General features: G+C 52.5%; 16 protein-coding genes. 4 read left to right on the top strand and 12 right to left on the bottom strand.

Annotated features, from left to right (window positions below; all coding sequences use genetic code 11):
- Window positions 1–52: 52 nt before the first annotated feature.
- Both yqhD and FAZ14_RS13200 read right to left on the bottom strand, forming a co-directional pair.
- Window positions 53–1216: an alcohol dehydrogenase gene (gene yqhD, locus FAZ14_RS13205; RefSeq protein WP_016943061.1), complete on the bottom strand. Its 1164-nt coding sequence runs from the start codon at window positions 1214–1216 to the stop codon at window positions 53–55.
- A 59-nt stretch (window positions 1217–1275) separates the two neighbouring features.
- Entirely contained in the window at window positions 1276–2016 is a 741-nt protein-coding gene (locus FAZ14_RS13200; RefSeq protein WP_038925967.1) for an NADPH-dependent oxidoreductase, read from the bottom strand.
- 316 nt (window positions 2017–2332) lie between these two features.
- Here FAZ14_RS13200 and FAZ14_RS13195 point away from each other — a divergent pair, with 316 nt between their 5' ends.
- A complete protein-coding gene (locus FAZ14_RS13195) occupies window positions 2333–3247 on the top strand; it encodes an AraC family transcriptional regulator (RefSeq protein WP_029456537.1) in 915 nt (304 codons plus the stop codon).
- Between the two features lie 66 nt (window positions 3248–3313).
- On the opposite strand, the gene FAZ14_RS13190 is transcribed toward FAZ14_RS13195, so the two are convergent.
- Together FAZ14_RS13190 and metC are read right to left on the bottom strand one after the other, a co-directional pair.
- Window positions 3314–3973 (bottom strand): DedA family protein, encoded by a 660-nt coding sequence (locus FAZ14_RS13190; RefSeq protein ID WP_016943059.1) that lies wholly within the window; start codon window positions 3971–3973, stop codon window positions 3314–3316.
- A 188-nt stretch (window positions 3974–4161) separates the two neighbouring features.
- Complete coding sequence (gene metC / locus FAZ14_RS13185; RefSeq protein ID WP_153508682.1) at window positions 4162–5355, bottom strand: cystathionine beta-lyase; 1194 nt, start codon at window positions 5353–5355, stop codon at window positions 4162–4164.
- 487 nt (window positions 5356–5842) lie between these two features.
- Between metC and exbB the strand changes: the two genes are divergently transcribed.
- Window positions 5843–6562, top strand: a complete 720-nt coding sequence (gene exbB, locus FAZ14_RS13180) for a tol-pal system-associated acyl-CoA thioesterase (RefSeq protein WP_029456536.1) — start codon at window positions 5843–5845, stop codon at window positions 6560–6562.
- Window positions 6563–6566: 4 nt separating this feature from the next.
- A complete protein-coding gene (gene exbD / locus FAZ14_RS13175; RefSeq protein WP_012883090.1) occupies window positions 6567–6986 on the top strand; it encodes a TonB system transport protein ExbD in 420 nt (139 codons plus the stop codon).
- A 143-nt stretch (window positions 6987–7129) separates the two neighbouring features.
- On the opposite strand, the gene FAZ14_RS13170 is transcribed toward exbD, so the two are convergent.
- The 8 genes from FAZ14_RS13170 to FAZ14_RS13135 all read right to left on the bottom strand — a co-directional run bounded on the left by FAZ14_RS13170 (window position 7130) and on the right by FAZ14_RS13135 (window position 16916).
- Complete coding sequence (locus FAZ14_RS13170; RefSeq protein ID WP_016943056.1) at window positions 7130–8149, bottom strand: substrate-binding domain-containing protein; 1020 nt, start codon at window positions 8147–8149, stop codon at window positions 7130–7132.
- A gap of 48 nt (window positions 8150–8197) precedes the next feature.
- Window positions 8198–9610 (bottom strand): glycoside hydrolase family 32 protein, encoded by a 1413-nt coding sequence (locus FAZ14_RS13165; protein ID WP_153508681.1) that lies wholly within the window; start codon window positions 9608–9610, stop codon window positions 8198–8200.
- Window positions 9610–10980: a sucrose-specific PTS transporter subunit IIBC gene (locus tag FAZ14_RS13160; RefSeq protein ID WP_016943054.1), complete on the bottom strand. Its 1371-nt coding sequence runs from the start codon at window positions 10978–10980 to the stop codon at window positions 9610–9612. Before FAZ14_RS13160 ends, FAZ14_RS13165 begins: the two co-directional genes overlap by 1 nt.
- Before the next feature lie 84 nt (window positions 10981–11064).
- Entirely contained in the window at window positions 11065–12681 is a 1617-nt protein-coding gene (locus FAZ14_RS13155) for a carbohydrate porin (RefSeq protein ID WP_016943053.1), read from the bottom strand.
- Between the two features lie 192 nt (window positions 12682–12873).
- Complete coding sequence (locus FAZ14_RS13150; protein ID WP_016943052.1) at window positions 12874–13797, bottom strand: aminoimidazole riboside kinase; 924 nt, start codon at window positions 13795–13797, stop codon at window positions 12874–12876.
- A 282-nt stretch (window positions 13798–14079) separates the two neighbouring features.
- The gene (locus tag FAZ14_RS13145; protein ID WP_153508680.1) at window positions 14080–15294 is read right to left on the bottom strand and encodes an MFS transporter; all 1215 of its coding nucleotides are present in this window, start codon (window positions 15292–15294) and stop codon (window positions 14080–14082) included.
- A 9-nt stretch (window positions 15295–15303) separates the two neighbouring features.
- Window positions 15304–16599, bottom strand: a complete 1296-nt coding sequence (locus tag FAZ14_RS13140; protein ID WP_153508679.1) for a dTDP-4-dehydrorhamnose 3,5-epimerase family protein — start codon at window positions 16597–16599, stop codon at window positions 15304–15306.
- A 53-nt stretch (window positions 16600–16652) separates the two neighbouring features.
- Window positions 16653–16916: a hypothetical protein gene (locus FAZ14_RS13135; protein WP_038925962.1), complete on the bottom strand. Its 264-nt coding sequence runs from the start codon at window positions 16914–16916 to the stop codon at window positions 16653–16655.
- Between the two features lie 761 nt (window positions 16917–17677).
- Here FAZ14_RS13135 and cas3 point away from each other — a divergent pair.
- Window positions 17678–20431, top strand: a complete 2754-nt coding sequence (cas3, locus tag FAZ14_RS13130; protein ID WP_153508678.1) for a CRISPR-associated helicase Cas3' — start codon at window positions 17678–17680, stop codon at window positions 20429–20431.
- The last annotated feature ends 69 nt before the right edge of the window (window positions 20432–20500 follow it).

The following is a 20500-nucleotide window of genomic DNA, read 5'->3' as shown; positions in this document are numbered from 1 at the left end:
CACGCCTGTCGCGGCACTGTCTCAAGTGTAGTCGAAAAGTCAGTCTGGGGGATTAGCGGGCTGCTTCGTACACGCGTTTGCTGATGTCCAGCGTGATGTCTTTGTGTTCGCCCAACGCTGTCATGCCGTGCTCTTCGAGCTTCGCGACCAACGCCGGAATAGAGCTGCCGTCTAACTGGTAGTCTGACAGACGAGTCGGTACGCCCATTTGCTCGAAGAAGGCGCGGGTGGCGGCGATCGCACCATCAATACGCTGGTCTTCTGAACCGTCACGCAGGTTCCACACACGATCAGCGTATTGCAGCAATTTCTCACGCTTCTGGACACGGCGTTCATTGAGCATCGCCGGGAGTACGATAGCCAGCGTCTGCGCATGGTCCAGTTCGTGCATCGCCGTGATTTCATGGCCCAAGCAATGGGTTGACCAGTCTTGCGGCACCCCTGCGCCAATCAGGCCGTTGAGCGCCATGGTGGCACTCCACATCACGTTGGCACGAACATTGTAGTTATGCTGCTCTTTGAGGGCACGTGGGCCTTCTTCGATCAACGTCAGCAACAGCCCTTCGGCGAAGCGGTCCTGAACTTTGGCGTCAACCGGGTAGGTCAGATACTGCTCGACGGTATGGACGAAGGCATCGACCACGCCGTTGGCAATCTGACGTTCAGGTAGGGTATAGGTCACGACCGGGTCAAGCACGGCAAAGCGTGGGCATACCAGCGGGTTCATGAACACTTGTTTGTCGCCGGTGCTCTTACGGGTAATAACCGCACTGTTGTTGGATTCGGAACCGGTTGCAGGCAACGTCAGCACCACACCCAGAGGGAGGGCGTTTTCTACGTGTGCTCCCCAGGTTTGCAGAATATGCCACGGGTCTTCGGCTGCCTTGTAGTTCACCGCTGCCGCGATGAACTTGGTGCCATCGGCAACCGAACCACCACCGACCGCCAACAGAAAGTCGATGTTTTCCTTGCGCACTATCTCAACCGCTTTCATGAGCGTTTCGTAGGTGGGGTTAGGCTCAATACCTGAGAACTCCACGACGTTACGGCCTTTCAGCGCGTTAATGACCTGGTCGAGTACGCCGTTTTTCTTGATGCTGCCGCCGCCGTAGGTGATAAGAATGCGGGCGTCAGCGGGGATTTGGTCGGCCAGAGCCGCGATTTGCCCTTCGCCGAACAGGATTTTAGTCGGGGTGTGAAGCGTAAAGTTCTGCATGGTACGTTCCTTGATAGAGGGTTGCCGGGCCACCGAGGCATGATTGACCCGGATAAATGTTACTGATCCAGTTTAAAACCTTGCTGTAACAGCGCAGGCAGGACATAGGGGTAATAGACGCGTTGATAGTAGCTGGCGGTATTACTCCCCCAGGCCTCGCCATCGCTGCGTCCCGTTTGCTTCCAGTGGTTCATCAGAGTGTGGTTGTATTGTTCAATGGCAGCGGCCAGCGGTTCGGTATGGTAAACCTCTTCATGACGGAAGGTTTCCAGCGGCAGGCGTGGTTTTTGGTGCGCAGGGCTGTCGACATAACCCAGGACCAGCCCTGCCACCGGAAACGTCAGTGCTGGCAGTTCCAACAGGTCGATCATCGCTTGTGGATTACGGCGCACACCGCCTATCGGCACGATGCCCAGACCAAAGGAATGCGCTGCGGCGATCAACGTACCCAGCGCAATGCCCACATCGGTCGCGCCGGAAATAATGCTTTCAACACTTTCGTGCGCATGTTGGGTATTGCCGCTCATAGCAATGCCGGTTGCGCTTTTGTGCATATCCAGCACCAGCGTGAGGAATACCGGCGCCTGCGCAATCCAGGACTGCCCGCCCGCCAGTTCAGCGATACGAGCGCGGCGTGCCGGATCGCGGACGACGACGATGGAAACCTGCTGCGAATTTACCGAGGTGGGTGCCAGATGTGCACTGTCGATAATGGCGGACAGCACCTCTTCCGGGATAGGTTTATCCAGGTAACTGCGCTCGCTACGGTGCTGTTTAAGTAGCTCAATAGTGTGATTCATGCGGATTCCTTTTATATTCCCGTCGTCTTTCAGGTTGCTGCGGCGTTGGCTTGAGTACCGGCCCGTAACTGATGTTGCCTTGCGGGCCGCCGTGTTTTGTCCTGCAACGTGAATGACTCAGGGGATACATGGCAGAGGATAAACCATGCTGACCATGATGGTGTGGTGATGGACTTCATTCTCGGCTTCTCCCGGTACTCCAGCAATGCTTATTTCTCGCTGTGTATTGCCCGTTTCTGCAAAATTCAGGAGAAAAGGGTGATTCTGCTGCCTATCTATGTCACTTTATTTCCGTTGTCAGTAAGAGATAAATATTATGCAGAACCTCGATTCACGCCAGCGTCTGGTCAAACTGGCGATGCCGCACACCCGCGGCAGTGGCGTCAGCCAGACACCGATTGAGCAGGTGAGGGTGATTTATGCCGATCGACATACGGCGCGGGCTCCGGTGTTGTACGACCCGTGTATCGTGATCATTTTTCAGGGACATAAAGTGGGGTATGTGGGGGACAAAGTCTTTCAGTATGGCCCTGACAATTACCTGCTGATGACGGTGCCGATGCCGTTCGAGTGTGAAAATTTTGCCAGCCCGGAAAACCCGCTGGTGGGGATTTCCATTCGGGTGGATATCCCAATGCTGCAAGATCTGCTGATTGAGATGGGCGATGACAACGCGGGCGAGAAACGGCGGCCTGAAGCCGCCGGTATCAACAGCGTACCGTTGAACGAGGCCATCCTGTGTGCGACAGAGCGGTTGCTGGAAACGATGGAAAATGCCCGCGACGCGAGGGTACTGGGGCCGTGGATTGTGCGTGAAATCCTTTATTACGTGCTGTGCGGGCCGCGCGGTGATTCACTACAGGCATTGATGAACCGCTATAGCCATTTCAGCCAGATTGCCCGTGCGCTGCGCTATATCGAAAACCATTACGCGGATAATTTGAGTGTAGAGCGGCTGGCTATGGAAGTGAACATGAGTGTGTCAGCGTTTCACCATAACTTCAAAACTGTCACCAATACGTCACCGGTACAGTATCTGAAGTCTTATCGGTTGCATAAGGCGCGTTTGCTAATGGTGCATGACGGGTTGAAAGCGAATGCAGCGTCAATGCGGGTCGGTTATGAAAGCCCTTCTCAGTTCAGTCGGGAGTTTAAGCGCTTTTTTGGTGCAACACCGGGCGATGAGGTCGCTCGCTTGCGTTCAGGCGCTGAGGTGGTTGAGAGTAATTAAACCGAGTGGGCGGTATGCCCGCCCACTCAGGGAATTAATGGGGATAGATAAGATTTCTGGTGAGTTTCAGGCCATGGCCCGTCTTTTACGCCACAATACCAACAGCATTCCCACCAGCCCACTCACCAGCAGCACCAGCGGCAGGATACACAATACGGCCATGAACTGATCTTCATAACGTTTGACCAGTGGAATCTGGTTGAGCGCATAACCCATCGTGATGATACCGCTGACCCACAGAAAACCACTGAGCCAGTTGAAAATCTGAAAGCGGGTGCTGCTGAACCCGGAGATCCCAGCGATGGTGGGTAGCAGGGTGCGGACAAACGCCAGAAAACGGCCTACCAACAGTGCGGACAGCCCATGCTGGTGGAACAAATTGTGAGTGCGCTGGTGGTAGTGAGCGGGTAACTGATGCAGCCATTTCTTCACCAACTGGGTGTCGCCCAGCCAGCGCCCTTGCAGGTAGCTTAACCAGCAGCCAAGGCTTGCCGCTATCGTCAATAACACCGTGGCAGGAAGGAAGTTCATTACGCCTTTGGCGACCATCGCACCAGTCAGCAATAGCAGGCTATCACCTGGCAAAAAGGATGCGGGGAGCAGGCCATTTTCCAGAAACAGGGTGGTAAAAAGCATGCCATAGATCACCCATATTACCTGTGGATCGGACAGGACGCTGAAGTCCTGCTGCCACAGCGCCCGTATTATTTCATGAACAACACTCATATTGCATCCTGTCTGGTTTTGCTATAAACCCTGTGGCCGCGTAAATACACTGCGTGCGCTGAGCTTCAAAATACGAGCATCAGGATAGGGTAAAAAAGGTAAACGTTTTGTCATCGTTGTAACTGCTCATCATATACGCTTTGCCTGACTTACCACAGCAGCTTCACGGGGCCAGAGGGATAATGGCGTCACATTTCCTGCAATCTCCTAAAGCCGGCTTCCAAATCGGCTTCCAGGTCCTCAACATCTTCCAGACCGATGTGCAGTCGAACCAGCGTACCGGTCACGTCGACGCCACCTGTCGGACGAATCGCCGCCAGTTCTTGCGGTTGGTTCGCCAGAATCAATGATTCGAAGCCACCCCAGGAGTAAGCCATACGGAAGTGGCTGAAATGATCAAGGTAATGGGCCAGTTGTTGGCGACTGAGTGTTTCTTTTAGCACAAACGAGAACAGGCCGTTACTGCCGCTAAAATCCCGCACGAAAAATTCATGCCCTTTACAGCCGGGCAGTGCAGGGTGATTGACTGTCGCGACTTCCGGACGCTGCGCCAGCCAGCGTGCTACGCGCAGGCCGTTTTCCTGATGCTGCTGCAATCTGACACCGAGTGTGCGCAGTCCACGGCTGGCCAGATAGGCGCTGTCTGCGTCAGCCATCTGTCCCATCAGGTAGGATTGTTCGCGCAATTGATCCCAGCAACGTGCGTTGGCAACGGCGGTACCGATCATCGCATCGGAATGGCCGACGATATATTTGGTGCCGGACTGGATCGAAATATCCACGCCAAGATCAAGCGGACGGAACAACACACCGGCAGCCCAGGTGTTGTCGATCATGATGACAATATCCGGGTTAACGCGACGAACCGCCGCGACAATCGCTGGCACATCATGCACTTCCATGGTGATGGAGCCGGGCGATTCCAGGAAGACCACACGGGTGTTGGGTTGGATCAGGCTGGCGATATCACCGCCTATCATGGGATCAAAAAAGGTCGTGCTGATGTTCATCCGACTCAGCACTTTGTTACAAAAATCCTGCGTTGGTTCATAGGCTGAGCCGGTAACCAAAAGATGATCGCCTGCTGAGACAAACGAGGTAATGGCGTTGGCTATCGCGGCAGCACCACAGGGGTAGAGCGCACAGCCTGCGCCGCCTTCCAGTTCTGTCATCGCATCCTGAAACGCGAAATGGGTCAGCGTGCCGCGGCGGCCATAAAACAAGGCACCTTGGGTCCGGTTAACGGCGGCGTGATGTTTCTCTTGTACGCTATCGAATATCAATGAAGAAGCACGTTGGATAACCGGGTTTACCGCACCCTGGGTGACGCGTTTGCTGCGCCCTGCGGCCACCAGCGTGGTGGCGATTTTTTTACTCGTCATTCGGCGTTACCTGTAGCTCAAACATTCCTTGCGTTCATCCTTGTACGTTATCACGGCTGGGGGGGCAGGGGGCGGCTTTTCTTATCTGGATGAAGATGTCTCAGGATGGCACAGGAGTCACACGGCACGGCAGCGAGTCTGGACAGGGGTATCTCGAATAGCGAAGGTCATCAATACGCAAATAATAATGAGAACGACTATCAATTAATTTCAGGTTTGGTATCATTTTCGCCAGATTACGGTGGTGTAAGCATGAGGGTGGAGGCACAGCGTGTATACGGCTGAGAAGAAGAGTGACCTACGGGCGTCATCGGTCTGGCGTAAGTCTGTCGGGGTGTTCGGGGGCGTGATGTATCGCCTGATGGCGTTTGCGTTGTTGGGAATAACGGGGCGCACGCTGGCCGCACCGGCGTCAGTTGCGGCGGATACGGCATCGGCTGTTGCTACGCCGTCGGTACTGCCACCGACGGGTGCGGTCGGTGGCCTGATGAATTCCGACTTGTCCGTTCTGGGCATGTATCAGCACGCTGATGTCGTGGTAAAAACGGTAATGATTGGCCTGTTACTGGCATCCGTGGTCACCTGGGCGATTTTTTTCAGTAAGAGCGCGAGCCTGATGGGGGCGAAAAAGCGCATCCGCCGTGAATATCAGGCACTGGAAGACGCCCGCACACTGGATGATGCGGCGGATATCGCGGCGGTGTTCAAACCGGGTAGCGTGTCGCTACAACTGCTGACGGATGCCCGCAATGAGCAGGAACTGTCCGAACGCTCTGACGACAACGGTGGCATCAAAGAACGTACTGCGTTTCGCTTTGAGCGCCGTGTTGCCGCAACCGGGCGTCAAATGGGACGCGGAACCGGTTATCTGGCGACCGTCGGCGCTATCGCACCGTTTATCGGTCTGTTTGGTACGGTGTGGGGCATCATGAATAGCTTCATTGGCATTGCCCAATCGCAGACGACCAATCTGGCAGTAGTAGCCCCCGGTATCGCCGAAGCACTGCTGGCGACCGCCATCGGGTTGGTGGCGGCAATCCCTGCGGTGGTGATTTACAACGTGTTTGCACGCTGGACGGCCAGCTACAAGGCGATGGTTGGCGATGTGGCCGCACAGATTCTATTGCTGCAAAGCCGCGATCTGGATATTGCTGCCAGCGTCGGCAAGCCTTCTCCTTCACCGGCGCACCAACTGCGGGTAGGGTAAGTCGATGGCGATGCATCTGAACGACGGGCAGAGTGAAAACGGTGAAATGCACGACATTAACGTGACGCCGTTTATCGATGTCATGTTGGTGTTGTTAATCATCTTTATGGTTGCGGCACCGCTGGCGACAGTAGACGTGCGCGTTAACCTGCCTGCGTCCAGCGCCACGCCGCAGCCACGCCCGCAAAAGCCGGTGTTTTTGACGGTGAAGGCGGATAAGCAGTTGTATTTGGGTGACGATGCGGTAACCGAAGCGACGCTGGCGCAGGCGCTGGAAATCAAAACACAAGGTAATAAAGACACCACTGTCTTTTTCCAGGCAGATAAAAGCGTGGATTATGAAACCCTGATGCGGGTGATGGACTCGTTGCGTGATGCCGGGTATCTCAAAATCGGCCTGGTGGGGGCGGAGAAAGTACGCTGATAAACGGGGTACTAATAGCATCGAACTACCAATAAAGAACCACCGCGCAAACGGTGGTTTTTTATTGGTGAAAGGTTTTTTTATTGGTGGACGGTTTTTTTATTGGCGAAAAACCTCACCGGGCGTGATGGTCGATGCCGTATTCAGGCGCGGGAGTCGGGGTGACGCCAGTGCAGCCGGGTCGGCACGTACACGCGGCTTTCCGCGAGCGGTTGCCCTTCAATCAGCGCGTTGATCATCTCAAAGCTGTTGCGCGCCAGCGTTTCACAATCCTGCGCTACGGTATCGATTTTCATCGGCAGACAGTCGAACAGGTAGTGATCGTCAAAGCTGCACAACCGCATATCGCAGTCCATCAGGTTGTGTTGATTCAGGTAGCGTAGCACCCCTTCCAGCAGGCCGCAGGCCGCGGTAAATAAAGCGCGTGGGGGGCGACCCAGACGGGCGCATAACTGTGCGAACATTTCATAACCGGCGCTGGAATGGTAGTGGCCGTGGATAATCCACTCCGGGTTGCACGTCACACCGGCGCGCTCCAGCCCAAGCTGGAAACCGGCCAGCCGATCACGGGTCGGTGATATGCGCGATTGCCCGCCGATAAAATAGAACTCGTCCTGATGCTGACGGGCGATGTTTTCCACCAGCGTAGCGGTGGACTCCACCGCTTCAGACACCACCATCGGCAGGGTTGAATCACCAATCACCCGGTCGAACTGCAATACCGGTAACTGCTGGTTAATCTTCTGGTATTCGGCGTCGCTCAGCATACTGGACGCGACGATAAGGCCATCCACCTGACGCTGAATCAGGCTGTTGACCGCCATCATTTCCTGACTGGCGTTCTCATCAGTACAGGCGATCAGGAGCTGTAACCCGGCTTCCCGGCACAGACATTCCAGTTCACGGGAAATGACCGCGAAACCGTAGTTGGTCATTTCCGGCACCACCAACCCCAGCGTGTTGCTGCGGCTCGAACGTAACGAGCGAGCATGAATGCTCGGTTGATAGCGCTGCTGTTGCGCCAGCGCCAGCACCCGATCACGGGTTTCGTCCGAAACACGGAACTCTTTGCTGCGGCCATTGAGAACCAGACTGGCAGTGGATTTTGATACCCCTGCCAGTCGCGCGATGTCGCTGATTGTGACGCGTTTGGTTGGTTTCACCGTAATATCTTTAGAACGCCATGGCCGCTAACGGCATGAAAAGGAAACTCATTCTATCACGCACGTTGCCAACAACCAGTGCCGCAACGTGATGCGCCCGGAACCACTAAAATGCACCATCGCGTCGCTGGTGGGGAAGTAGCGTGATGACATCACCGCCTGGCCGTGGTTGATAAAGATTTCCACACTGGAACGGTCGCACAGAATTTGCAGATGGTGCAGCTTGCCTTCATGCCAGTAACGGTGTTCTGGCTCGTTGGTACGACGATTACGGCGGCTTAATGTCAGGCGCTCGCCGTCCCAACATAGCACCAGAATGTCGGCAAAATTGATCTGAAATTCGCCTTGTGTGTCCAGCCCCAGCTCTGTGCTGCTGGCGGGCAAGGTGGGCGCATAATCGGCGACGCCCTGCCACAGATGTTCCAGATGACGCAGGCTTTGCAGCTCGCGTGCGGGTTGTTGATACACGCGGTCATTGCAGAGCGTTAGCTCACGCGGACAGGTCATGGTGTGGATCCAGCCGTGAGAGAGTGTTGGCTGGAAAAACTCGTTCTGATCCGGTACGCCCATCCAGCCGAACAGCAACCGACGACCATCTTCGCTTTGCGTGGTCTGCGGCGCGTAAAATTCGAAGCCCAGATCCAGCTCATGGAACGCCTGATGAGGGAAACGGGCGTTGTCATAATCGAGCGAACCAACGAAATAACCGGACTGATAGGTATTCAGATAACGCTCTTCTTCAGCGGGCAACCCTTGCGGACAACAGATCAACACCTCACGGTTTTCCAGCGTGAACAAATCCGGGCATTCCCACATGTAACCGAAGTCGCCCAGTCCATTGAGGCGAGAACCGGCGATTTCGCCCAGCGCCTGCCATTGCAGCAGGTCAGGCGACCGGTACAACAGCACTTTGCCTTGCAAATCCAGATCCTGTGCGCCCAGCACCATGTACCAACTGTCCTGATAGCGCCAGACTTTCGGGTCGCGCACATGACCGGTGTACCCGTCCGGTAATGGCAGCACCGGGCCGAATTTATCGAATTCGCCCTCTTCGTTAGCGCGTGCCAGACATTGGTACGCCGTGCGTGTGCCGTTATCGTATTTCACATTGCCGGTGTAGATAAGCGTCAGGGTATCGTTGTCTGCCACGGCGGAACCGGAATAACAGCCATGACTTTCATAGCTTTCAGCCGGTACCAGCGCCACCGGCTCATGACGCCAGTGCACCAGGTCCGCCGAGCTCCAGTGCCCCCAGAATTTGGCACCATGAGCACAGGCAAGCGGATTCCACTGATAAAACAGATGGTAACGCCCTTTATGCTGGATGAACCCATTGGGGTCGTTCAGCAATCCGACGGGGGGCGACAGATGCCACTGTGGCCGGTGCGGATCATAAGTCTGTTTGGTGGAGGCAGACATCAGGGCACACGCCATGCGTTTTACCAGATGGATTTCCTTCATTATGCGTTATCCGTTTTGTATTTTAGCAACAGGGAAATGAGGAAGGCGGCGCCAAAGGCTATCACCATACCAATCAAATAGTTCAGGATAGACCCTGCCTGCACGATAGCCAGTCCTGGGATACCGGTCAGCCCGACTGCCGTCATGTTGACGTGATTGGCAACGACCCAGGCTCCCCCCAACGCGCCACCCGACAGCCCGGCCAGGAACGGTTTGATGAAGCGCAGGTTAATCCCGAAGATTGCTGCTTCGGTAATACCGAGCAGGCAGGACAACGCTGACGGCACGGCGATAGCCCGAATTTTGGCGTCGCGGGTTTTGAAATATACCGCCAGACAGGCACCGCCCTGCGCCACATTCGCCATTGCCCAGATAGGCAACAGGAAATTGACGCCAATGGCAGGGTTGCCCAACAACCCGGCTTCGATAGCATGGAAGCTGTGGTGTACGCCAGTAATGACGATGGCGGAATAAAGCCCACCAAACAGCAACCCGGCCAGCCAGCCTGCATGAGTAATCAGCGTACTCAGCACGAAGGAAATACCGTCACCTAACATGCGGCCCGCTGGGCCGATAACCAGCATGGCGACGAAACCGGAGATGATCACGGTCAGGAACGGCGTGACGATGATATCCAGCGCGTTTGGCACCACTTTACGCAGGCGCTTTTCCACCAGGCTCATGAACCATACCGCCAGCAACACCGGGAATACGGTGCCCTGATAGCCGATCATCGCGAATTCCAGACCAAACAAATGCATGGTCTTGAAGCCGCCTGCCACGCCCCAGGCGTTGGTGAGCGCTGGGTGGGTGAGAATGCCACCCAGCGTCGCGCCCAGATAAGGGTTACCGCCAAATTCGCGTGCGGCGGTAAACCCTATCAGGATTGGCAGAATGATGAACGCGGCGGAACTGAACATGTCCAGCATCACGAAAATGGCGCTACCGGCATCCACCCAGCCATAGGTCTTGATCATACCGAGCAGGCCCATCAGCAGGCCGGAGGCGACAATCGCCGGGATGATCGGAACGAAAATATTCGACAGCAACCGAGCCAGACGCTGCAGTGGATTGAGCTTTTGCGCTGCCAGCGTGGCCGCTTCGCTGGTGCTGGCTTCACTGATACCAGCGACAGTGATGAATTCGGCGTAAACCTTGTTCACCAGCCCGGAGCCAAAGATAACCTGCATCTGACCGGCGTTCTGGAAGCAGCCTTTAACACCCTCGACGCATTCAATGGCGGCTTTGTCCGCCAGGCTGTCGTCGTTAAGCACCAACCGCAGACGGGTGGCGCAGTGCGCGGCGCTGGCGATATTTTCCCTGCCGCCCAGCAAGGGGAGTAGTGATACCGCAATGGCACGAATGTCCATAATATTCCTCATTTATCAATAACAGGCAGGCGTCTTACCGCCACCGACTTTTATGTGTCATGTCGGTGACGGTAGCCTTCACTGTCAGAACCAGGTTTCCATCTGAACGCCGAAGGTCCATTGGCCACCGGATTTGAAACCGGTGGAGCCGAACGCATCGTTGCTACTATAACGATCCAGTCGTTTATCCCAGTCCATGTAACTGGCGTAGACGCGCAGTTCCGGACGGCTTAATAAATTGGCGATATCACCCACTTTGAACGTCGGGGCGAACGTCAGCTTGTAAAATCCGCCGCTTACCTGATTACGTGATAAGTATCCCTGAGGATCCAGATTCATATATTGATAGCTGCCTTCATATGCTAGCGCGAAATTTTCGGTGATTTCCTGAATGAAGCGCGCATTAAAGGTCACCCAACGGTAGTCATCGCCCTGAACATAACGATCTTTACTGCTTTGTGCCAAAATTGCCGGGGCGAAGCTCCAGGTGTGATTCAGCGGGGTAGTGCCGTAGGTTGCCAGACGCCAGGTATTGGCGTTTTGGGTCAGGTTGCCGTCGGAGCCGATGGCTTTCACTTCACCGCCCAAGCCGTGGCCGTAGAGCAACGCCACTTTGGATGTGCCGTCACGCAGGCCATAGAAACTATCACCGTGCCAGGCGACCAGTGCGTGATAGCCGCTGTCACCGGCGTTGGTGTTGGTGACATTGTTGCCGTTATTGCGCCCGGTATTTTCCTTCACGTCGTTGTTGCGTGCGCGCAGGCCACTCAGCATGAACTGGAATGGGCCGACGAAATTATTGCTGGTGACGATATAGTTCTGGATTTCGTTATCCAGCGCGGTGATTTCGCCGAGGCTGCGGCCATATAACGAGAGATTGGTTTTCCAGCCATCGACCGGTTTGACGTCGTAAATACCGCCGCCGGTTCCCGCCAGAAAGACCACGTCAGAATCGATCCAGTGGATGTCGAAATTATCGCGGTCAAAGCGTTTACCCGCCCACAATGTGGTGTCTTTGAATGCACCGGTGAACGTTGGCAACGATCCCAGTTCCACAAAGGCTTCACGCACATTGAACTGGCTGGTGGCGGCGGTCCAGTCGTTATAGCTACGCTGGCCGTCTGCCATCATCACTTTGAAACGGGTGGTGGCACCGTTGTCCAGTTTGGTGCGGTGCTCCAGTTTCAGCTCCAGATAGGTGTCATCTTCGTTACCCAGACGACCCACATTACCGCCAGTTTCACCAGCGGGCGTCATGCCCGGCCCGATATCCGCTTTCGAACTGGTGGTGGAGTTGTGAATGGCCAGACCGGAACGGGCATAAGCGTGGAATTGAAACCCATCGGCAATACTGCGCTTATTCGCCAGTGCGTCGGTTTTCTGCGCCACCTGCTGGGTCTGCTGCTCATTTTGAGTAGCACGTGCCGCCACCTGTTGGGTCTGCTGAGCGACCTGCTGGGTGGTTTGTTCCACCTGTTGGGCTTTCTGTTCAACCTGCGCTGTGCGTGCCGCCAGTTGTTTTGCTTGTTTTTCGGCGGCATCGGCACGGGCTTCTGCCTGTCTAGCGCGTTGCTCTGCCTGTAATAAGCGTTGTTCCAGCGCGTTCAGACGCGCTTCGATGCTGTCAGAAGACGCTGCCAATACGGGAGAGGCACAGAGTGCAACACCCACGGCGGCGGCAAGATAACCTGGCTTTATCATGGTAGGTTCCCTTGGATGGTAAGATGATTTTTTTGTTTTGCTAAATTGCTAAACCGGTTATGCAAAGAAAGCTAAATGGGGAGGGCACAAATTGACAAGGAATTTTGTTTTCTTGCTGTGCTAACTGTGATCGTGACAACAAAACCTATTCCCGACGGCGAAGTATGGTTGTCGGGAACGGTCTCGGTGGCGCTATAACGCGGAAGTGAGCTGATGAGTGAAGGGCAGGGCGGTCATCGCGCCTTTGGCGGTCGTTGCCAGTGCACCGCAGCGTTGTGCCTGCGCCAGTACGGCGTCCCAGTCATCAACCTGATACAGGCTATCGTAACCAGCCAGTGCTGCGAGCATACCGGCAACGAAGGCATCACCGGCACCGGTGGTGTCGATGGGGGTGACGCGCTGCGCCAGAAAGTGGTGCAACTGGTGGCCGTCATGCAGCCAGACGCCGTCGCCGCCCTGAGTAATCAGCAATCGCTTGATAGGGTAGCGGGCCATTAACGTGCTGCTACCCTGGCGGATATCATCGCTGCCGCTCAGAAATACAAATTCCTCTTGTGACAGCTTGACCACATCCGCCAGCGCCAGCACCTGATCCAGGCTCTCCCTCAGCGCCTGCTCGCTACTCCATAAATCGACGCGGATATTCGGGTCAAAACTCACCCAGCCTTGTGCTGCGCGTATTCGGTGTATCGCGTCGATCGCCGTGCTGCGTGAGGGCTCGCGAGACAGCGCGATAGAACACAGGTGCAGCCATTCACTTTGTTTAAATTCAGGCAGATCAGTGGGTTGAAGGAACAAGTCAGCACTTGGGCGCACCATAAAAGTGAAAGTACGCTCGCCTTGTGCATCCAGACTGACCACCACCGTGGAGGTGCGATGCTCCGTATCCGGCCGCATGTGGCGGATGTCCACCTGCTCACGAGCCAGTACATCTCGCAGGAAGTGACCAAATGCATCGTCACCGACACGGCCGATAAAGCCGCTGTGGCCGCCCAATCGGGCAACGCCTACGGCAACATTGGCAGGGGCACCACCCGGGCATTTCAGATAGCGGTCTTCGCCTTCTGGAATGAGATCGACCACTGCATCACCCATTACCCATACTTTGTGAGACATAGTTACACTCTTTCTCGGGGATTACTAAACTGCTAGCTAACATAGAAGAAACGGTTTAGCTAATCAACTTGTGGATAGATAATAATGCGCTAAAGTAAGACCAAGAGCGTTATGAGCAGGATGTCCGGTAGGCTTTATCAGTCAGGTGGATGAAACGGAAGCGTATTTGTGTCAAATAAACCCATACCACACTGAAATCTGGTACGGGTTTATCAACGTTGATCATATGGCAGGCTTTCTACTTAATAAGGGTTGTGTAGTGCTACGAGTATACAACGCTATTTAGGTAGCTTGAGGAGCGTCTGGTTTCGCTTCAGGTAACATCATTCTTCTATATAGAAAAAATCCTGCCCCTGAGGAAATAACGATGCCAATAGCCATTAAGAGATAAACAAACTGTGTTGAATCGCCTGCGATATATAAGATCAAACCTATAAGTGGGAGCACTGACTGGTTTAATAAAACAATCAATGACGATGTACTGGCAAACATGGCCGGATTGATAACTTCAATACGTATCATGCGACAAATATTTCCGGTAAAAACTTTACCTACAATTGATAATGCATAACAACCAATAAAGACGATAAACGATTCTTTAAATGCTATCAATGATATTGAGCTGGAAACTATAATCATAATAGCAAGTAGTAAAAGCACCTTTCTACCGATTAGTGGTCTTAAATAACTATAACAATAAGTGCCTAAAACGCCGCAGAGACCAGCAGCAACATCTATCAAACCGAAATATTTGACGGGAAGGTTCATCCCTCTTTCAATTAAGGCTGCACCGCTTGATTCCACCAGACCATCAAACATGTTATTACCTACTGCCAAAAAAATGGTAAAGATAAGTATCGGTGTTGAAAGCAGATAGAGTGCACAATCTTTTATGTTGTTTTTACTATCACTTGGTATAGTGTCATTCTGTTTAATATCAATGAATGAGGTCCTGAGGTTTTTCTTTTCAAAGAAAAAGAAAACTGCGTTCATAGTATAAAAAACACAGGGTAAGATAAGTGCTATCTTGAATCCGTAGTCAATTAATAACATACCCATCAACGGGCCGACTATCATGCCTAAAAAATCCATTCTTGAAATCAGGTTGGCGTGATGATCTTTAGTCTTACTGAGTGATGACACTAATTTTTCGTATGTGATAATCGTTTGTGAATTACCGATGGATATGATGCTCCCAATGATTCCAAATGAGACTGCTATCATCAAGTTGGACGAGAATTCTGTTAGTGCCAGAAAAATACACCCCGCTGATTTAATGACATCAGACATGATAGATAATGGACGAATGCCCAGTTTATCAATAAACGTCCCAACTAACGGAATAATAATCACCCTAGGTAACCACCATAGAGCATATGATAATCCTGAATATCCAATACTTCCGGTGAGTTGATAGACAATAACGGGAGTCAGAAAAACCATTAGTCCATCTGCTGTTAAAACCAAAAACAACATAAAAAAGAATGGGGCGTTCATAGGTGACCTTTATACTTTTTCCTTTAAGAGTACCTTAACATGCTTTCCTGAGCTTTCATCAAAAACAATGACAGACTTTGGCGTGTTATGTGTGGGTTTTTCACGAGCAATTTCTTTTTGTTGAGAAACCAGAAACTCATAGTACGCGGTATCAGCCTCTACATCATTCACGCTGTAGCTCATGTATTCTCTATTATTGATTGGCCAGTCAATAACATCATGACCGGGGATGTACTCTTTGTCGCGGCTGAGAAATATGATAGGCCGGTTGATGGTAATGATATTTGCCATGTTGAATAAGGCATGTGCAACCCCACAGGGTATGACTAATTCTACATTAGGGTGAGGTGTGAATGTTAACTCTTCTTCAACGAAAAGGGTATCAGAGCCTTTCCTCATATCAACCAGTTTTAATTTTATTTCATGCCCCATTTTTCCTAAAAAGGTTAGGTGGTCCTCCTGACCCAAATGTAGACCATAAGAATCAAAGTCATAATGCTCATTACCATGCTCAACAATATACATTGGGGATTTTCGGGTCAGCGGCACAATACAACTCTCTTTTCCCGTCTTTATCGATGGAATTTCTCTGAATTCTACACCAGTAATTTTTGATTGAGGAAGCTTTACTGTTGCACTACCATCAATTTTTTCTCTTATCCTCAGATTGATTTTACTTCCATCATCTAATATAAACTCTCTGGTTTCTGAGTGTTGGAATTTATGTTTTTTAAGGTTTTCCTCTTGAAACTCTCCGATACGATAATAGACAATGCTGGATGCTTCCTCGGTCATTGGGTGATAACCATGTACCTCTGCTGGAGAAATATCTTCAGGGATGTTAATCACGTCATTTCCTGGTGACCAGCTCAGGTTAGCACTGGATAAGATGTCAATATCTGGAAGGAAAAGTGTATATGAATTTAGCGTGAAGACATTTTCCAGATTATGGAAGGTATGGGCAACACCGGGTGGAATGATAAGGGTTTTTGAGGACGATGGATTGATGTTAAATGTTAAGGCTTGTCTGAATGTTGGCGAACTCTCTCGACAATCAATAAATTTGGCCAAAATGACCTGCTCTTCATGTCCCAGGAATGTGAGCGTATCTTGTTGTCCTAAGTGAATTCCATATTGTCCATATTTAAACTCACTCTCACCGTGAAATACAATATTTATTGGGTAGGTTGTTGCAAAAGGTACGACAAATGAATCCGACTTACCGTTGTTAACTCTCCAGCGAGGAACCCAACGAAGTCCATCGATAGTTATTTTCTGGTTAATCGCATCAATTTCATTGTTCATTTAACGGCCTCTCCAATAAAATTGGGGCAATCATAAAGATTGCCCCCCGGTCATTAGATACTTACGATCTCAACATCGTACCCGGCACTTTTAGCGCTCTCCATCAGTTCGCTGAGACTGCTGGTATTCAGTTGTGCATATTTATCGTCTGCAGGCGCATTTTTGATGCCAGCTAAATAAGCGAGTTTATCAAAAGCGGCCGATGCGGTTGCTTTCGTCTGTAAAAGCATATCGGTAAAGCTATTACCTTCTACATCGTTGCTATTAACCATTTTCGGTGTTTTATACAGACTCGCAATTTCGTTAGCTTTGCTCATAAAAAACCTCACTTCCTAGTTGAATGGTTTTAATAAATGCAGGTGAATTGTTAATGAGATGTATGTCAGCATCATCTCGATAACATAGTTATCATTGGTTAATCTAAACTGTCAATAAAGAAATTTATGAATAAGAAAAATGATTAGAAGCGGTTTTTAAGAGTTATGATGTGCAATTTCGTAATTAATTTATATGAAGTGGTTTTTTTTGTGATTATATTTCTTGTCGGTTTTATTACCATGAGTCTGATATGACGTTGTTCAGGAATGGCATTCTTTTAAAAGAACGTTTAAACAGCCTTTCTAATACTACTACACGTTAGTAAGCCTATTCTTTCCCAGAGGATGACCTGATGCCATCGTTTATAGGATTCACCCACAGAGAGCGAATCGGTTGATAAACAATCCTGGTTTTTGGGTTTATCTCTTGCCAATGCTGAGTTGGACCTTACTTGCTACCAGATGAGCAACATCAAAAATCGAGGGGGATCGTTTTGATAGTGGCAGGCAATGTGCTGTGGCATTAGCACTAAATTTTTTAGATAGCTCTCTGATCGAAGAGCCATATCTGTAAAACGAATAATGCAGTCAACGGAGCCGAGAAAAGAAGCGTGTAAAATATAACTTAAAGATATTATTTCTTCGCTAACTTAAATGACGGTGTTGTTAAGTCGCTTTTTTATTTATAAAAATTATCTTGTCACAGAAGATTAATTTTCCATACTTTATAGTAAATCACTCATCAGCCGATGAGGTATGCCATGCCTGAGGCAGTCCAGTTGGAACGGTTAACTGCGCCCTATTTTCATTATTGGGGTAAGGCACAATCGTCTTCTGAAAATGAAAACGATGCGCCGTATCATTTGTTGCCCTATCACTGTCTGGATGTGGCGGCTTGTGGGTATTGGCTGGTGAAACATAATCGTTTTCATGTCCGCGATCACATGCAGTCGCTCGGATTAGAGGAAGAGAGTGCGGCATTATGGCTGGCATGGTTTCTTGCCTGGCATGATATCGGTAAATTTGCCCGCAGTTTCCAACAGTTATACCAGAACCCTGATGCGCCGCTGGTGCGTGCCGCAGGGCAGGCATCGCCAGTGCGACATGATTCGTTAGGGTTATGGCTGTGGCGTTATCGACTTTATGAGCGTTGGGAGCATGACGCCAGTTGGTTACCTGAAGTTTCCCGCTCTGACAAATTTCATTATGTGATGGACCTGTGGTTACGGTTGATGTGTGGTCACCACGGACAGCCGCCGTTGGAAGACGATAACGGTGCGCTGGCGTTTCACCCGGACGACATTGTGGCCGCGCAGGCTTACCTGACCGATTTGCGCACAGTTTTCCCGCAATTAACCGCGTTTCCCGATGCATTTAGCGATAGAAGCTGGCGAGCCTTGCTGCAACAGCGGAGCTGGTCGTTGGCGGGTTGTGTGGTGCTGGCAGACTGGGGAGGCTCGTCCCAGGCCGATTTCCCTTATTGCTCACAGCCGATGGCACTGGCGGATTACTGGCGTGAATACGCCTTACCGCAGGCGGAAAACGCCGTATTGCGCCTGCCCGACGCCTGTGGTGTTGCGCCGTTTCAGGGAATGCAGGCCCTGTTTCCTTTTATTACCCAGCCAACACCGTTGCAGCAGCAGGCAATGACAGTGGATATCAGTACGCCCGGCCCACAGCTTTTTTTGCTGGAAGATGTCACGGGAGCAGGTAAGACCGAGGCGGCGCTAGTACTGACACACCGCTTATTAAGCGCCGGGTATGGTGACGGGCTGTATGTCGGCCTGCCGACCATGGCGACCGCTAACGCCATGTACCGACGGTTATCGAAAGCCTATCGCACCGTGTTTAGCGAATCCGGTTTGCCATCGCTAATGCTGGCGCACGGCGCGCGCGATATGGTGTCGGATTTCCGCTTGTCGCTATGGGGACCAGAGCAGAGCGGTCCGGTGCGCTATGGCTCGGATGAGCGTAGCGCCAGTGCCGCATGCAACCAGTGGTTTGCTGATTCGCGCAAGAAAGCGTTGTTGGCGGATGTGGGCGTCGGCACACTCGATCAGGCTTTGATGGCGGTGATGCCGTTTCGGCACCAGTCGCTGCGTTTGTTGGGGTTGAGCGGCAAAATCCTGCTGTTGGATGAGGTGCATGCGTACGACGCCTACACCAGCCGCTTGCTGGAAAACCTGCTGACTTTCCACGCCAGTCAGGGCGGCAGCGCGATCATTCTGACTGCCACGCTAGCGGCATCGCAGCGGGAGCGGTTAGTTCAGGCATTTTACCGGGGTATGCAGCAGCCCGCCGGTGAACTGGCCGGGCAAGCCGGTTATCCGTGGTTTACCCATGTTAATGCGCAGGCGTTGCATGAATGGCCAGTCGAAACCCGTGCAGAGGTTCGCCGTACCGTTGAGGTGGCGTGGTTATCCCACCGTACTGACGCCATTGAACGAATTCGTCAGGCGGTGGCGAGTGGGCAGTGCGTGTGTTGGATCCGCAACACGGTGGATGACGCGATAGCCGCCTGGCAACAACTGTGTCAGAACGGTGAGATAGCCGCAGACGACGTCTTGCTGTTCCACAGCCGGTTTGCGTTTTGTGACCGTATGGCGATTGAAGACACGGCGATTGAGCGTTTTGGCAAACACAGCGACGGCGAGACACGGCGTGGCAAGGTGCTGATTGCCACACAGGTGGTAGAACAGTCGCTGGATATTGATGTGGACGTGATGATAAGCGACCTGGCACCGGTGGATCTCTTGATCCAGCGTGCGGGACGGTTGCAACGGCATATTCGCCGGGCAGACGGTAGCGGTAAACAGCCGGGGGATGACGCGCCAGAGCGGGACGATCGCGCCGCGCCGGTGTTGTGGGTGCTGGCACCAGCGTGGCAACCAGATGCTGGGCGTGACTGGCTGGGAGCAGAACTACGTGGCACCGGCGCGGTGTACGCGCATCAGGCGGTGTTGTGGCGCACTCAGGCGATATTGCGTGAGCGAGGGGCGTTACGCATGCCGGACGAGGCGCGTTTGCTGATAGACAGTGTGTATGAGCAACGTATTGCGGCACCCATCGCATTGGAGGAGGGGGATTATCAGGCGCAAGGCAAGCAACTGGGTGATCGCACCGTTGCGGCGCAATCCTCGCTGACGTTTTCATTGGGGTACTGCGTGGCCGCAGCACAGCGCGGCTGGAGCGATGACGCTGAGCTGTTTACCCGCACAGGCGAGGAATCGCAGGATGTCTATCTGGCCTGGCGTGCTGAGAGTGATGATGCACTACCGCAGCCCTATGCTGGCGACGGCGAGTTTAGCTGGGAGAGAAGCCGCCTGTCGGTACGCAAGCGTTGGTGGCAGCAACACCAAAACGGGTGGCCGACGCTACAGGGCGATTTACTGGAACGTTTCCGGCAACAACTGCACCGCCCCGGCGCGGAGGTATTGCTGCTGACGCCGGGTGAGATGGTGCATTACTACCGTGCTGATACTGGGTTGGTTGCAGCAGATTTGATAGCACAGTAGTCAGGCCTATGGGCGTTTTTAAGGTTACACACAAGGCATGTTTCACCATTTCCGACATAGATTTGTTTT

Origin of the sequence: Dickeya oryzae (genome assembly GCF_009372235.1) — a bacterium.
In the GTDB taxonomy this organism is placed as follows: Bacteria; Pseudomonadota; Gammaproteobacteria; order Enterobacterales; family Enterobacteriaceae; genus Dickeya; species Dickeya oryzae.
The sequence above is the reverse complement of the archived record's forward strand: the minus strand, read 5'-3'. Positions and strand labels throughout refer to the sequence as shown.

Bases quoted from the DNA above. Each gene is read 5' to 3' on its own strand.
- yqhD (WP_016943061.1), bottom strand. From the start codon at position 1,216: ATGCAGAACTTTACGCTTCACACCCCGACTAAAATCCTGTTCGGCGAA.
- FAZ14_RS13200 (WP_038925967.1), bottom strand. From the start codon at position 2,016: ATGAATCACACTATTGAGCTACTTAAACAGCACCGTAGCGAGCGCAGT.
- FAZ14_RS13195 (WP_029456537.1), top strand. From the start codon at position 2,333: ATGCAGAACCTCGATTCACGCCAGCGTCTGGTCAAACTGGCGATGCCG.
- FAZ14_RS13190 (WP_016943059.1), bottom strand. From the start codon at position 3,973: ATGAGTGTTGTTCATGAAATAATACGGGCGCTGTGGCAGCAGGACTTC.
- metC (WP_153508682.1), bottom strand. From the start codon at position 5,355: ATGACGAGTAAAAAAATCGCCACCACGCTGGTGGCCGCAGGGCGCAGC.
- exbB (WP_029456536.1), top strand. From the start codon at position 5,843: ATGAATTCCGACTTGTCCGTTCTGGGCATGTATCAGCACGCTGATGTC.
- exbD (WP_012883090.1), top strand. From the start codon at position 6,567: ATGGCGATGCATCTGAACGACGGGCAGAGTGAAAACGGTGAAATGCAC.
- FAZ14_RS13165 (WP_153508681.1), bottom strand. From the start codon at position 9,610: ATGAAGGAAATCCATCTGGTAAAACGCATGGCGTGTGCCCTGATGTCT.
- FAZ14_RS13160 (WP_016943054.1), bottom strand. From the start codon at position 10,980: ATGGACATTCGTGCCATTGCGGTATCACTACTCCCCTTGCTGGGCGGC.
- FAZ14_RS13155 (WP_016943053.1), bottom strand. From the start codon at position 12,681: ATGATAAAGCCAGGTTATCTTGCCGCCGCCGTGGGTGTTGCACTCTGT.
- FAZ14_RS13150 (WP_016943052.1), bottom strand. From the start codon at position 13,797: ATGTCTCACAAAGTATGGGTAATGGGTGATGCAGTGGTCGATCTCATT.
- FAZ14_RS13145 (WP_153508680.1), bottom strand. From the start codon at position 15,294: ATGAACGCCCCATTCTTTTTTATGTTGTTTTTGGTTTTAACAGCAGAT.
- FAZ14_RS13140 (WP_153508679.1), bottom strand. From the start codon at position 16,599: ATGAACAATGAAATTGATGCGATTAACCAGAAAATAACTATCGATGGA.
- FAZ14_RS13135 (WP_038925962.1), bottom strand. From the start codon at position 16,916: ATGAGCAAAGCTAACGAAATTGCGAGTCTGTATAAAACACCGAAAATG.
- cas3 (WP_153508678.1), top strand. From the start codon at position 17,678: ATGCCTGAGGCAGTCCAGTTGGAACGGTTAACTGCGCCCTATTTTCAT.